13 protein-coding genes are annotated in these 14,158 nt (G+C 51.6%); all 13 read left to right on the top strand.

The genetic code is table 11. The features are described from left to right. Positions 1 to 48 precede the first annotated feature (48 nt). The 13 genes from ACTHUF_RS05370 (at position 49) to fabZ (ending at position 14,107) form a co-directional block, all read left to right on the top strand. Positions 49 to 1,545, top strand: a complete 1,497-nt coding sequence (locus tag ACTHUF_RS05370) for an NADH-quinone oxidoreductase subunit M (protein WP_003747888.1) — start codon at positions 49 to 51, stop codon at positions 1,543 to 1,545. A gap of 9 nt (positions 1,546 to 1,554) precedes the next feature. Further along, positions 1,555 to 2,997 (top strand): NADH-quinone oxidoreductase subunit NuoN, encoded by a 1,443-nt coding sequence (nuoN, locus tag ACTHUF_RS05365; RefSeq protein WP_440407301.1) that lies wholly within the window; start codon positions 1,555 to 1,557, stop codon positions 2,995 to 2,997. 220 nt (positions 2,998 to 3,217) lie between these two features. After that, on the top strand, positions 3,218 to 3,517 hold the full coding sequence (locus ACTHUF_RS05360; RefSeq protein ID WP_039861891.1) for a DUF2818 family protein: 300 nt from the start codon (positions 3,218 to 3,220) through the stop codon (positions 3,515 to 3,517). Between the two features lie 181 nt (positions 3,518 to 3,698). After that, on the top strand, positions 3,699 to 4,256 hold the full coding sequence (gene frr / locus ACTHUF_RS05355; protein WP_003686718.1) for a ribosome recycling factor: 558 nt from the start codon (positions 3,699 to 3,701) through the stop codon (positions 4,254 to 4,256). Positions 4,257 to 4,313: 57 nt separating this feature from the next. Then, complete coding sequence (locus tag ACTHUF_RS05350) at positions 4,314 to 5,060, top strand: isoprenyl transferase (protein ID WP_070584408.1); 747 nt, start codon at positions 4,314 to 4,316, stop codon at positions 5,058 to 5,060. A 5-nt stretch (positions 5,061 to 5,065) separates the two neighbouring features. After that, on the top strand, positions 5,066 to 5,860 hold the full coding sequence (locus tag ACTHUF_RS05345) for a phosphatidate cytidylyltransferase (RefSeq protein ID WP_440407300.1): 795 nt from the start codon (positions 5,066 to 5,068) through the stop codon (positions 5,858 to 5,860). A gap of 33 nt (positions 5,861 to 5,893) precedes the next feature. Continuing rightward, complete coding sequence (locus ACTHUF_RS05340) at positions 5,894 to 6,643, top strand: SIMPL domain-containing protein (protein WP_440407299.1); 750 nt, start codon at positions 5,894 to 5,896, stop codon at positions 6,641 to 6,643. Positions 6,644 to 6,760: 117 nt separating this feature from the next. Next, positions 6,761 to 7,942, top strand: coding sequence for a 1-deoxy-D-xylulose-5-phosphate reductoisomerase (gene ispC / locus ACTHUF_RS05335; RefSeq protein ID WP_440407298.1), 1,182 nt, complete (start codon positions 6,761 to 6,763; stop codon positions 7,940 to 7,942). A gap of 131 nt (positions 7,943 to 8,073) precedes the next feature. Further along, on the top strand, positions 8,074 to 9,414 hold the full coding sequence (gene rseP, locus ACTHUF_RS05330) for an RIP metalloprotease RseP (RefSeq protein ID WP_315093287.1): 1,341 nt from the start codon (positions 8,074 to 8,076) through the stop codon (positions 9,412 to 9,414). 3 nt (positions 9,415 to 9,417) lie between these two features. Then, entirely contained in the window at positions 9,418 to 11,820 is a 2,403-nt protein-coding gene (gene bamA, locus ACTHUF_RS05325; RefSeq protein ID WP_049349273.1) for an outer membrane protein assembly factor BamA, read from the top strand. A gap of 111 nt (positions 11,821 to 11,931) precedes the next feature. Then, positions 11,932 to 12,441, top strand: coding sequence for an OmpH family outer membrane protein (locus ACTHUF_RS05320; RefSeq protein WP_049349275.1), 510 nt, complete (start codon positions 11,932 to 11,934; stop codon positions 12,439 to 12,441). Between the two features lie 101 nt (positions 12,442 to 12,542). Next, complete coding sequence (lpxD, locus tag ACTHUF_RS05315) at positions 12,543 to 13,583, top strand: UDP-3-O-(3-hydroxymyristoyl)glucosamine N-acyltransferase (protein ID WP_315093290.1); 1,041 nt, start codon at positions 12,543 to 12,545, stop codon at positions 13,581 to 13,583. A gap of 74 nt (positions 13,584 to 13,657) precedes the next feature. Then, the gene (gene fabZ, locus ACTHUF_RS05310) at positions 13,658 to 14,107 is read left to right on the top strand and encodes a 3-hydroxyacyl-ACP dehydratase FabZ (protein WP_003681704.1); all 450 of its coding nucleotides are present in this window, start codon (positions 13,658 to 13,660) and stop codon (positions 14,105 to 14,107) included. The last annotated feature ends 51 nt before the right edge of the window (positions 14,108 to 14,158 follow it).

Raw genomic sequence — 14,158 nt, 5'->3', positions numbered from 1 at the left:
ACCAACCCATACAACTATATTTTTTATTTTAACCACAGGTTAACCACTATGTTTTCCAACTACCTACTCAGCTTGGCAATATGGATACCCATCGCCGCAGGTGTGCTGGTTTTGGCGACCGGTAAGGACAGCCGTGCGCCGCTGGCGCGTGTGCTTGCCTTCATGGGTGCGCTTGCCGGTTTCTTGGTAACGCTGCCCCTGTTTACCGGTTTCGACCGTTTGAGCGGCGGCTATCAGTTTACCGAGTTCCACGAGTGGATTCCGCTGCTGAAAATCAACTACGCATTGGGCGTGGACGGTATTTCAGTGCTCTTTATCATCTTAAATGCGTTTATTACGCTTTTGGTGGTATTGGCCGGTTGGGAAGTCATTCAGAAACGTCCGGCGCAGTATATGGCCGCTTTCCTGATCATGTCGGGCTTGATTAACGGCGCGTTTGCCGCGCAGGATGCGATTCTGTTTTATGTGTTCTTCGAGGGTATGCTGATTCCGCTGTACCTGATTATCGGTGTATGGGGCGGTCCGCGCCGCGTCTATGCGTCGGTCAAGCTCTTCCTCTATACGCTGATGGGTTCGCTCTTGATGCTGGTTGCCATGGTTTACCTGTACTATCAAACAGGCAGCTTCTCTATTGTCGATTTCCAAAACATCAAACAGATTCCGTTGGGCGTACAACAGCTTTTGTTTGCGGCATTCTTCCTGTCATTTGCCGTAAAAGTGCCGATGTTCCCTGTGCACACTTGGTTGCCGGATGCCCACGTTGAAGCGCCGACCGGCGGTTCGATGGTGTTGGCGGCCATTACGCTGAAGCTGGGTGCGTATGGTTTCTTGCGCTTTATCCTGCCGATTATGCCGGATGCGGCACGCTATTTTGCCCCTGTGATCATCGTATTGAGCCTGATTGCCGTGATTTACATTGGTATGGTGGCTTTGGTGCAAACCGATATGAAAAAACTGGTGGCATACTCTTCCATCAGCCACATGGGTTTTGTCACTTTGGGCATGTTCCTGTTCGTGAACGGCCAACTGAATGACTGGGCATTGAAAGGCGCAATCGTTCAAATGATTTCCCACGGTTTTGTGTCTGCCGCGATGTTTATGTGTATCGGCGTGATGTACGACCGCCTGCATACCCGCAATATTGCCGACTATGGCGGCGTGGTCAATGTGATGCCTAAGTTTGCGGCGTTTATGATGTTGTTCGGTATGGCCAATGCCGGTCTGCCTGCGACTTCCGGTTTCGTGGGCGAGTTTATGGTGATTATGGGCGCGGTTAAAGTGAATTTCTGGGTAGGCGCGTTGGCTGCCATGACCTTGATTTACGGTGCATCTTATACCCTGTGGATGTACAAACGCGTTATTTTTGGTGCAATCCACAATCCGCACGTTGCCGAAATGAAAGACATCAATTGCCGCGAATTTGCGATTTTGGCGATTTTGGCGGTTGCTGTTTTGGGCATGGGTCTGTATCCGCAAGCGTTTATCGAAGTGGTGCATCAAGCGGCAAACGATTTGATTGCCCATGTGGCACAAAGCAAGATTTGAGGTGTGTAAATGAACTGGTCTGATTTGAATTTAATGCCTGCCATGCCCGAAATCGTGCTGCTTGCGCTATTGGGTGTCGTATTGCTGGCAGACTTGTGGATTTGCGATAAAAACCGCTATCTGACCCATCTGATGAGTTTGGGAACGGTCATCATCGTGGCCGTTACCCAATTGGCAGTATGGGAACAGGGCAGTGTCGATGCCTTTCACGGTATGTATATTGCAGACGGCATGTCCCGTTTGGCTAAACTGGTGCTGTATGCGCTGACGTTTGGTCTGTTTATTTACAGTAAACCGTACAACCAAGACCGCCAAATCTTTAAAGGCGAGTTTTACACCCTGTCGCTGTTTGCCCTGCTGGGTATGAGCGTTATGGTCAGCTCGGCACATTTCCTGACTGCGTATATCGGTTTGGAATTGTTGTCTTTGTCGCTGTACGCCATGATTGCCCTGCGCCGCGATTCCGGCCGCTCTGCCGAGGCTGCGCTGAAATACTTCGTATTGGGCGCGTTGGCCTCCGGTTTGCTGCTCTATGGTATTTCTATGGTTTACGGCGCCACCGGTTCCCTTGATTTTGCTTCCGTCTTGGCTTCTGCTTTCAATGAGCAGGCCAATGAATGGTTGTTGAAATTGGGTATGGTGTTTATTGTGGTCGCCATTGCATTTAAATTGGGTGCGGTTCCATTCCATATGTGGGTGCCCGATGTGTACGATGGTGCGCCGACCTCTGTTACCGCCTTTGTGGGTACTGCTCCGAAAATCGCCGCCGTTGTCTTTGCGTTCCGTATCCTTGTTACCGGCATGGGTACAGTACATTCAGACTGGGCGCCGATGTTGGCCATTCTTGCCGTTGCTTCTTTGGTGGTCGGTAACCTTGCTGCCATTATGCAAACCAATATCAAACGTATGCTTGCCTATTCCACCGTATCGCACATGGGCTTTATCCTGTTGGCGTTTATGGCAGGCGCGGTCGGCTTTACCGCAGGTTTGTATTACGCCATTACCTATGCTGTGATGGCGGCAGTCAGCTTCGGTGTTTTGATGGTATTGTCTACCAAAGACATTGAGTGTGAAAACATCAAAGACCTTGCAGGCCTTAACCAACGCCATGCATGGTTTGCTTTCCTGATGTTGCTGTCTATGTTCTCCATGGCGGGTATTCCGCCGCTGATGGGTTTTTACGCCAAATTCGGCGTGATTATGGCACTCTTGAAACAAGGCCATGTTTGGTTGTCTGTATTTGCCGTCATCATGTCGCTGATTGGTGCGTTCTACTACCTGCGCGTGGTCAAAGTCATCTACTTCGATGCGCCTGACCATGACCAGCCGGTCGGCAGCAATTATGCCGCCAAATTTGTACTGACGGTCAATGCCTTCCTGCTGCTCCTGTGGGGTATCATGCCGCAAACCGTTATCGACTGGTGTGCCAAAGCATTGGAAAATACCTTGTAAGCTTTAAACAAAACCGACGGCGGCTGTTCCAAAGCCGCCGTTTTTGTTAGGATTCGCATCCGGGTGAAATATACCCAAAGTTCAGACGGCCTCAAGCTTTCGGACAAACATTAAGCGGGTATTATCAAGAGATTGAATATCCTACGGATAATGATGGGCAAGAATGCCCGTTCAACATGTTAAAATCACACACAGGCCGTCTGAAAACAGAAAGACCACCATGACCGCATCCATGTACATTCTTTTGCTGTTGGCACTTATCTTTGCCAACGCACCCTTTATTACCACCAAATTCTTCGGCATCGTCGCCCTGAAACGCAAACATATCGGCCATCACTTGATCGAATTGCTGGCAGGTTTCCTTCTTACCGCGATCCTCGCCTATATCCTCGAATCACGCGCCGGTGCCGTGCATGCCCAAGATTGGGAGTTTTACGCGACCGTTGTCTGCCTCTACCTGATTTTTGCCTTCCCATGCTTTGTATGGCGTTACTTTTGGAATGAGCGAAATAGAGAGTAGGAATTAGATTTGAATAAGGAAAAGGCCGTCTGAAAGATTTTCAGACGGCCTTTATTTTGTTTGATGTTAAATATCGGTTAGAAAACAAGGCTGTTGGGGCGTAAAGCCTTGTCGTGAGGGCGGTTTAACGGTACTATTCTCGGTTAATCCTGTTTTATTCCTATGAAATTGAAAGTATAAGATGATTAATGATATTCAAAAGACAGCTGAAGGCAAAATGCAGCGTTCTCTGGAAGTATTGAAAGACAATTTGGCTAAAGTGCGTACCGGCCGTGCGCATACCGGCCTGCTCGACCAAGTGGAAGTGGAATACTGGGGCAGCATGGTGCCTGTGAGCCAAGTAGCGAACGTGACGCTTTTGGATGCGCGTACGATTGGTGTGAAACCTTTTGAGAGCAATATGGCTGCAAAAGTCGAGAAAGCGATCCGTGATTCCAACTTGGGCCTGAACCCTGCTTCTGTCGGTGATTTGATCCGTGTCCCTATGCCTATGCTGACTGAGGAACGCCGTAAAGATTTGATCAAAGTGGTACGCGGCGAGGCGGAAGAAGGCCGTGTGTCTATCCGCAATGTGCGCCGTGATGCAAACGACCACATCAAGAAATTGTTGAAAGACAAAGAGATTTCTGAAGATGAAGCCCGCCGCGGCGAGGAAGCGGTTCAGAAGTTGACCGACAAATACATTGCTGAGGCAGACAAGCTCTTGGCTGCCAAAGAAGAAGATTTGATGGCGATTTAATCCTGTGTGCAAACCGTTCAGACGGCCTTTGGACGGTTTGCTCCTTGAAAGGCAGACATGAAAAGCAGTACGCAGACGATTTTGGAACACTCTGCCATCCCCCGACATATTGCTGTGATTATGGACGGCAACGGACGTTGGGCAAAGAAGCGTTTTCTTCCCCGTGTGATGGGGCATAAGCGCGGCTTGGATGCGCTGGAGAACATGGTGAAGCATTGTGCTGAACTGGGTGTGCAGTATTTGACCGTGTTTGCTTTTTCGACTGAAAACTGGCGACGCCCCGAGGAAGAAGTTTCTTTTCTGATGGGGCTGTTTTTGCAGGCTTTGCAAAAGCAGGTGCGCCGTTTGCACGATAACAATATGCGCTTGAGGGTCATCGGCAGCCGCGAGCGGTTTAATGCTGAAATCCTGAAGGGGATTGAGGCGGCCGAGGCGTTGACGGCAAATAATACCGGTTTGACTTTGAGCATTGCCGCCGATTATGGCGGCCGCTGGGATATTTTGCAGGCGGCAAATCAGTTGATTGCTGAGGGAGTCACTGAGATTACGGAAGAGGCGTTGTCGCGCTATTTGATGTTGGGCGATGCACCCGAGCCGGATTTGTTTATCCGAACCGGCGGCGAGACGCGCATCAGTAATTTCCTGCTGTGGCAGATGGCGTACGCAGAATTGTATTTTACGGATACGCTGTGGCCTGATTTTAATGAGAAATCGCTGAATGAAGCGATTGTTTCGTTCCAAAAACGGGAACGCCGCTTCGGGCGGACTTCCGAACAGCTGCCGGTTGAGCAGCAACGGGGTTGAGAACTATGTTGAAACAACGGATTTTGACGGCGCTGTGGCTCTTGCCGCTGATGCTGGGTATGCTGTTTTATGCACCTATGTGGCTGTGGGCGGCGTTTTGCGGCCTGATTGCCATGCTGACTTTGTGGGAATATGCCCGCATGAGCGGCTTGGATAAGTTGAAAATCAACCATTATTTGGCTTCAACGCTGGTGTTTGGCGTGATTGCCTATGCCGGCGGTTGGCAGTTGCCTGATTTGGTTTGGTGTGTCGTATTGGCGTTTTGGCTGATTGTCATGCCTTGGTGGCTGAAGGCGAAATGGAAGTTAAACGGCGGCTGGCAGGCTTACACGGTCGGTTGGTTGTTGGTGATGCCGTTTTGGTTCGCACTGGTTTACCTGCGCCCTCAGCCTGAAGACGCGTTGTCTTTATTGGCGATTATGGGTTTGGTGTGGGTGGCCGATATTGGCGCGTATTTCTGCGGCAAATCGTTTGGCAAGCGCAAAATTGCGCCGACCATCAGCCCGGGTAAAAGCTGGGAAGGTGCGATCGGCGGTGCATTGTGCGTTGTCGTGTACATGACCATCGTATGGAAAGCCGGTTGGCTGGCTTTTGAAGCCGGGTGGTTCAAAACGATTTTGATCGGCTTGATTCTGACCGTTGTCAGCGTGTGCGGCGATTTGCTGGAAAGCTGGCTCAAACGTGCGGCCGGTATCAAAGACAGCAGCAATCTGTTGCCGGGACACGGCGGCGTGTTCGACCGTGTGGACAGCCTGATTGCCGTTATCAGCATTTATGCCGCCTTTGTATATTTGTTTTAAACCGCCTGTCTGACGTGGTTGAGGGAGCTGATGATGTCCGAACAAAAACAGATTTCATCTTTATCGATCTTGGGCGTATTGTTGGCACTGGGATTGATGGCTGCGGCGTTTATTTTGGGCGTGCAGTTTAAGAATCTGCGCCAGCCGGGGACGATTACTGTAAAAGGTCTGGCGGAGAAAAACTTCCAATCCGACAGCGCGACGTGGAATACGGGTGTGAACGCGCACGGCGAGAGCTATCAGGAAGTTTTGGATTTACTGACGGCAAGACGCAAGAAGCTGTCTAAGTTTTTGGGTGAGCAAGGCTTTACGGCGGCTGAAATGAAAGTGGGCCTGCCCGAAGTGTCGCGCGTTTTCAATGAAACCCGAGACGAACTGGGCAACGTAACCCGCACGCCCAATGGCTACGATGGCGACCTCAATATTGTGGTCAACACCAAAAAACTGGACAAAATCCAAGCTGCTCAGCGCGCCATTTTGAACTTCCGTGCGCAAAACGAATTTATCCGCTTCGACAATCCGCAATATTTGTTGGGCAATTTGGAAACCATCAAACGTGATTTGATCACGCAGGCGACGGAGGATGCGCAGAAGCGCGCGGCTGAATTTGCCAAAACCGGCGGCGGCAAAGTGGGCGCCATGCGTTCTGCTTCGCAAGGCTCGTTCAACATCTATGCCGACACCGGTAGCAGCGAGGACGACGAGTACGGCGGTTCTTACGATAAAAGCACCGTCGGCAAACAAGTCCGACTGGTTGTTACCATCGAATACGGCATTAAGTAATTTTTTCAGGCGGCCTTTTCAGCTGGGAGGCAAAAGGCCGTCTGAAAATTGGAAACGGCAAAGAAATTTATTTCAAACACAATGAATACCGTTTGCACAGCACATAAAGAACACACCATGACACAACAAGTTCTGACCATATTAGGCAGTACCGGCAGCATAGGCGAAAGCACCTTAGACGTTGTCTCCCGTCATCCCGAGAAATTCCGCGTGTTCGCGTTGGCAGGGCATAGGCAGGTGGACAAGCTGGCGGCGCAATGCAAGCAGTTCCGCCCGGAATATGCCGTTGTCGGTGATGCCTGCCATGCCGCCGAACTGGAAAAGAAACTCAAACAAGAAAGCATCGATACGCAGGTTTTATATGGTGCTCAAGCCCTGATTGATGTGGCTTCGGCCGATGAAGTCAGCGGCGTGATGTGTGCCATTGTCGGCGCGGCCGGTTTGCCCTCGGCTTTGGCCGCCGCTCAAAAGGGTAAAACCATTTATCTGGCCAACAAAGAAACGCTGGTGGTTTCCGGCGCATTGTTCATGGAAACCGCCCGTCAAAACGGCGCCACCGTCTTGCCGATTGACAGCGAACACAACGCCATCTTCCAAGTATTGCCAAGGGATTACACAGGCCGTCTGAATGAGCACGGTATCAATTCGATTATCCTGACTGCATCGGGCGGGCCCTTCCTTAACACCGATTTAAGTACATTTGACAGCATTACGCCCGAGCAGGCGGTCAAGCATCCGAATTGGAGCATGGGGCGAAAAATTTCCGTCGATTCCGCGTCAATGATGAATAAGGGCTTGGAATTGATTGAGGCGCATTGGCTGTTTAACTGTCCGCCGGAAAAACTGGAAGTCGTCATCCATCCGCAATCCGTGATACACAGCATGGTGCGTTATCGCGATGGTTCGGTATTGGCGCAGTTGGGCAATCCCGATATGCGTACGCCGATTGCTTATTGTTTGGGTCTGCCCGAACGCATCGATTCCGGCGTGGGCGAGTTGGATTTCGGCGCATTGTCCGCGTTGACCTTTCAAAAGCCTGACTTTGACCGTTTCCCATGTTTGAAACTTGCCTATCAGGCCATGAATGCAGGCGGTGTCGCGCCTTGCGTGTTGAACGCCGCCAACGAAGTGGCCGTGGCCGCTTTTTTAGATAAACGCATCAAGTTTACCGATATTGCCCAAGTCGTTGCCCACTGCCTTGCCCAAGATTTTTCAGACGGCCGTCATGATATCGAAAGCCTGCTGGCGCAAGACGCGCAAACACGCAGACAGGCAGAAGCCTTTATCGGCAAACAATAAAGCTTCAATGACAGGCCGTCTGAAACGCCAACCGCTTGGCATTTAGGCAGACAAAATAGAACAACTGCCTTTATAATCGGTTTTCAGACGGCCTTATCCGTTGATTGTCACATTCCACCCAGGGGATTTTTTTGCAAACCTTTTTAGCCTTTATTGTCGCCATTCTGATTTTGGTCAGCCTGCATGAGTTCGGACACTATATTGTTGCCCGCTGGTGCGGCGTTAAAGTTGTGCGCTTTTCCGTCGGCTTCGGTAAGCCCTTTTTCACCCGAAAACGCGGCGATACCGAGTGGTGTCTCGCCCCGATTCCGCTGGGCGGTTACGTTAAAATGGTCGATACGCGCGAAGGCGAGGTGGCGGAGGCAGATTTGCCGTATGCCTTTGACAAGCAGCATCCGGCCAAGCGCATCGCCATTGTCGCCGCCGGCCCTTTGACCAATTTGATTTTGGCCGTTTTGCTTTACGGTTTGAGCTTTTCCTTCGGCGTAACCGAGTTGCGCCCCTATGTCGGCATGGTCGAGCCTGCCAGTATTGCCGCTAAAGCAGGTTTTCAGGCAGGCGATAAAATTGTATCGGTCAACGGAATTGCCGTAAAAGACTGGAGCGATGCGCAAACCGAGATGGTGTTGAACCTTGAAGCCGGTCCTGTAAAAGTCGCTGTTCAGACGGCCTCAAATGCCCAAGCCGTCCGTATAATTGATGCCGCCGGTACGCCTGAAGCAGGTAAAGTTGCGAAAAACCAAGGCAACATCGGCCTTTTGCCTTTTAGAATTACTAACCGCATCGGTAAAGTCTTGGCTGACAGTCCGGCCGAAAAAGCAGGTTTGAAGGAAAACGACAAACTGCTGACCGCCGATGGGAAGCCCATCGAGAGCTGGCAGGCATGGATGGAACTCTTCCGCGCCAGCCCCGGCCAACGAATCGAACTGACTTACGAGCGCGACGGTAAAATACTGGCGACCGCTATCCGGCCGGACAGCGTCGAGCAGTCGGCAGGCGTGCTGGTGGGTAGGGCAGGGCTTGCCGCCCAGGCGGATAAAGAGTGGGATAAAACCATCCGCTACCGTTATACGCCTTCCGTTGCCCAAGCCTTTGAATTGGCTTGGAACAAAACCGTCAACTATTCGTGGACGACCCTCAAATTTTTCGGAAAACTGGTTACGGGCAATGCCTCTTTGAACCATATTTCCGGCCCCCTGACCATTGCCGATGTCGCCGGACAGTCCGCCAAACTCGGATTGCAGAGCTACCTCGAATTTCTGGCCTTGGTCAGCATCAGCTTAGGCGTGTTGAACCTTTTGCCCGTACCCGTTTTAGACGGCGGACATTTGGTTTTCTATACCGCCGAATGGATACGCGGAAAGCCTTTGAGCGAGCGCATACAGGCAGTCGGCCTGCGCTTCGGACTGGCAGCCATGCTTTTGATGATGGCTGTGGCTTTCTTTAATGACATCAACCGTTTGTTTGGATAATTTATGAAACTGAACCAGATTGCTTCCGCTTTAATGGTATTGAGCCTGTCTCCCTTGGCATTGGCTGACTTTACCATTCAGGACATCCGCGTCGAAGGCCTGCAACGCACCGAGCCGAGTACCGTCTTCAACTACCTGCCCGTTAAAGTCGGTGATAATTTCAATGATGCGCGCAGTGAAGAAATCATCAAAAAACTCTACGCAACCGGTTTCTTTGACGACGTACGCGTCGAGACCATGGACAATCAAGTCCTGCTGACCGTAATTGAGCGTCCGACCATCAGCTCGCTCAATATTACCGGCGCGAAAATGCTGCAAAACGATGCCATCAAGAAAAACCTTGAAGCCTTCGGTTTGGCGCAATCCCAATACTTCAACCAAGCAACACTGAACCAAGCCGTCGCCGGTTTGAAAGAAGAGTATTTGAGCCGTGGCAAACAGTCGGTCAAAATCACGCCGACCGTCACCAAACTCGCCCGCAACCGCGTGTCTATCGACATTGCCATCGAAGAGGGCAAATCTACCAAGATTACCGATATTTCCTTTGAAGGCAACGAAGTTTATTCCGACCGCCGCCTGCTGAAACAAATGTCCCTGAGCGAAGGCGGCATGTGGACTTGGGTGACCAAGAGCAACCAGTTCAATGAGCAAAAATTTGCTCAGGACATGGAAAAAATCACCAATTACTACCAAAACAACGGCTACTTCAACTTCCGTATTTTGGATACCGACATCCAAACCAACGAAGACAAAACCAAGCAGACCATTAAAGTAACCGTCAGCGAAGGCGACCGCTTCCGCTGGGGCAATGTACGCATCGAAGGCGATACGCTGGAAGTGCCGAAAGAAGATTTGGAAAAACTGCTGACCATGAAGCCGGGTAAATGGTACGAGCGCGCGCAAATGTCCAATTCGCTCGAAGCCATTCAAAACCGCATGGGTCAGGCAGGTTACGCATTCAGCGAAATCAATGTCCAACCGATTCCAAATGCAGAAACGCATACCGTTGATTTTGTGCTGACCGTTCAACCGGGCCGCAAAATCTATGTAAACGAAATCAACATTACCGGCAACAACAAAACCCGCGACGAAGTTATCCGCCGCGAGTTGCGCCAAATGGAATCGGCGCCTTACGATTCTGCCAAACTGCAACGTTCCAAAGAGCGCGTTGAGTTGTTGGGCTACTTCGACAACGTTCAATTTGATGCCGTTCCTGTGGCCAATACCCCCGACCAAGTTGACCTGAACATGAGCCTGACCGAACGTTCGACCGGCTCGCTCGACTTGAGCGCAGGTTGGGTTCAGGATACCGGTTTGGTAATGTCTGCCGGCGTGGCTCAGGACAACCTGTTTGGTACGGGTAAATCCGTTGCCCTGCGCGCGTCCCGCAGTAAAACCACAGTAAACGGCTCGTTGTCGTTTACCGACCCATACTTCACACCGGACGGCGTAAGCTTGGGTTACGATATTTACGGCAAGACTTACGACCCGCGTAAAGCTTCTTCCAGCGCGAAACAATATAAAACCACGACTTTCGGCGGTGGTTTGCGTATCGGTATTCCGGTTACCGAATATGACCGTGTGAACTTCGGCCTAGCCGCAGAGCGTCTGACCGTGAACACCTATAAAGGCGCGCCTAAACGCTATGCCGACTTTATCAACCAATACGGTAAAGGCAACGGCAACGGCGTGGGTAACTTCAAAGGTTGGTTGTACAAAGGCACCATCGGCTGGGGCCGTAACAAAACCGACAATGCCTTGTGGCCGACCCGCGGTTACCTGACCGGCGTAAACGGTGAAATCGCACTGCCGGGCAGCGACCTGCAATACTATACCCTGACCCATAACCAAACTTGGTTCTTCCCGTTGAGCAAAGATTTCACATTGATGCTGGGTGGCGAAGTCGGTTATGGCAACGGCTACGGCAAAACCAAAACCATGCCGTTCTTTGAAAACTTCTACGGCGGCGGCTTAGGCTCCGTCCGCGGCTTTGAAAGCGGTACGCTGGGCCCGAAAGTCTATGACGAATACGGCGAGAAAATCAGCTACGGCGGTAACAAAAAAGCTAACGTTTCCGCAGAGTTGCTCTTCCCGATGCCGGGCATTAAAGACTCGCGTACCGTCCGTCTGAGCTTGTTTGCCGATGCAGGCAGCGTGTGGGACGACAAAACTTACAACGACAGCAGCAGCAATACTTATTACACCAATGGCGCGCTCCAAAACGTGTACGGCGTAGGCAAAACGCACAAATCGACATTCAAAAACGAATTGCGTTACTCTGCCGGTGCAGCCGTGACCTGGCTCTCTCCGCTGGGTCCGATGAAGTTCAGTTATGCTTATCCGATTAAGAAAAAAGAAGGCGACGAAATCCAACGCTTCCAATTCCAACTCGGTACGACATTCTGATGATGTTTAGGCCGTCTGAAACCGGGTTTGTCCGTTTCAGACGGCCTCATGGCAGATTGGCGGCAAGCTTATTGCCAACCGCCCGTCTGTTTTCAAGCAAGGATTTTTATCATGAGTAAAATAGCCGACACCCTCCGTGTCCTCGCCGTAGCCCTGCCGGGTTTCGTGCTGTTGCCGCAAGCGGCGGCGGATGGCGTACAGAAAATCGGTTTTATCAATACCGAGCGCGTTTATCAGGAATCCAAGCAGGCACAAAGCATTCAGACGACTTTGGAAAAAGAGTTCAAAAGCCGTCAAACCGCCTTGCAAAAGCTGCAGCAGGAAGGCGAGGCTCTGGAGCGAAAACTGAGCGGCGACAAGCTCAGCGACAGCCAAAGGGAAGCGGAAACCCAAAAGTGGCGCAATCTGGTACAAAAATTCCGCAAGGAGCAGGCCGAGTTGGCTGAAGACTACAATCTGCGCCGCAATGAAGAATTCGCCGCGCTCCAGCAAAATGCCAACCGCGTCATCGTCGATTTGGCCAAACGCGAAGGTTACGACTTCATCTTGCAGGACGTGATTTACGTCAACGGCCGCTACGACATTACCGACAGCGTTATCAAAGCCTTAAACGCACACTGACCCTGCTCGGCAGCGAATGTAACCATACAGACAAACCTAAGGCCGTCTGAAACCCAAACCGGCAACTTTCAGACGGCCTGACATCTTGACGGCAGATTATCATGACTTCACAAGCATACACCCTGTCCCAAATCGTTTCCCAACTCGGCGGCGAATGGAAAGGCGAAGACATCGCCATTACCGCCGTCCGTCCGTTGGATCAGGCGCAGGCGGAACACATCAGCTTTTTGGCCAACCCGAAATACAAAGCCGAAGTACACGACAGCAAGGCAGGCGCAGTGATTGTGTCGCCGAAAGCCGCAGACGAATTTGCAGGCCGCAACCTGATTGTGGCTGCCGACCCTTATCTTTATTTTGCCAAAGTGGCACGATTATTCTCGCCGATTGTCAAAGCTCAGGGCGGCGTACATCCGACCGCCGTTGTCGAGGCAAGCGCCAAAGTGCCGGCAAGCTGCGAAATCGGCGCAAATGCCTATATCGGCGCGAATGCCGTATTGGGCGAAGGCTGCCGTATTTTGGCCAATGCCGTTGTCCAACACGATTGCACGTTGGGCGATGAAGTCGTGCTGCATCCCAACGCTGTCATCTATTACGGCTGCACGTTGGGCAATCGTGTCGAAATCCACAGCGGCGCCGTCATCGGCGCAGACGGTTTCGGCTTGGCCTTTGCCGGCGATTCATGGTTTAAAATTCCGCAAACCGGCGCAGTCACGCTGGGCGATGATGTGGAAATCGGTTCGAACACTAACATCGACCGCGGCGCGATGAGTGACACAACCGTCGGCAACGGTACTAAAATCGACAACCAAGTCCAAATCGGCCACAACTGCAAAATCGGTTCGCACACCGTTATCGCCGCCAAAACCGGCATTTCCGGCAGCGTCACCATTGGCAATTATTGTATTATCGGCGGCGGCGTCGGCACGGTCGGACACATCGAAATCGCCGATAAAACCACCATCGGCGGCGGCACATCCGTTACCCACAGCATTACCGAAAGCGGCCAGCATCTGGCCGGTATTTTCCCGATGTCGGGTTACAAAGACTGGGCGCGCAATGCCGTTTATATCCACCGTTTGAGCGAAATGAACAAACGCCTCAAAACGCTGGAAAAACAGCTTGACGACAGCGACGAAGCCTAAAGGCGGCGCAAACAGTCCGCACTCCCGCATCTGAATACGTTTAAACCCAATACAAACAAGGAAAGACGAACATCATGGACGTACAACTCCCGATCGAAGCCAAAGACATTCAAAAACTTATCCCACACCGTTATCCGTTTTTGCAACTCGACCGCATTACCGCGTTCGAACCGATGAAAACCCTGACTGCGATTAAAAACGTGACTATGAACGAGCCGCAGTTCCAAGGCCACTTTCCCGACCTGCCCGTGATGCCCGGCGTGCTGATTATCGAAGCAATGGCGCAAGCGTGCGGCACACTGGCCATCCTCAGCGAAGGCGGCCGCAAAGAAAACGAATTCTTCTTCTTCGCCGGTATCGACGATGCCCGTTTCAAACGCCAAGTCATCCCCGGCGACCAACTGGTTTTTGAAGTCGAGCTGTTGACCAACAAACGCGGTATCGGCAAATTCAACGCCGTTGCCAAAGTCGACGGCCAAGTTGCCGTTGAAGCCGTGATTATGTGCGCCAAACGCGTGGTGTAAGAATGGGACAGGCCGTCTGAACGTTCAGACGGCATCTTGCAAGTAGTACCT

The organism is Neisseria sp. P0024.S006 (assembly GCF_051956595.1).
In the GTDB taxonomy this organism is placed as follows: Bacteria; Pseudomonadota; Gammaproteobacteria; order Burkholderiales; family Neisseriaceae; genus Neisseria.
Note: the sequence above shows the minus strand (reverse complement) of the source record. Positions and strands in the feature narration are given on the sequence as shown.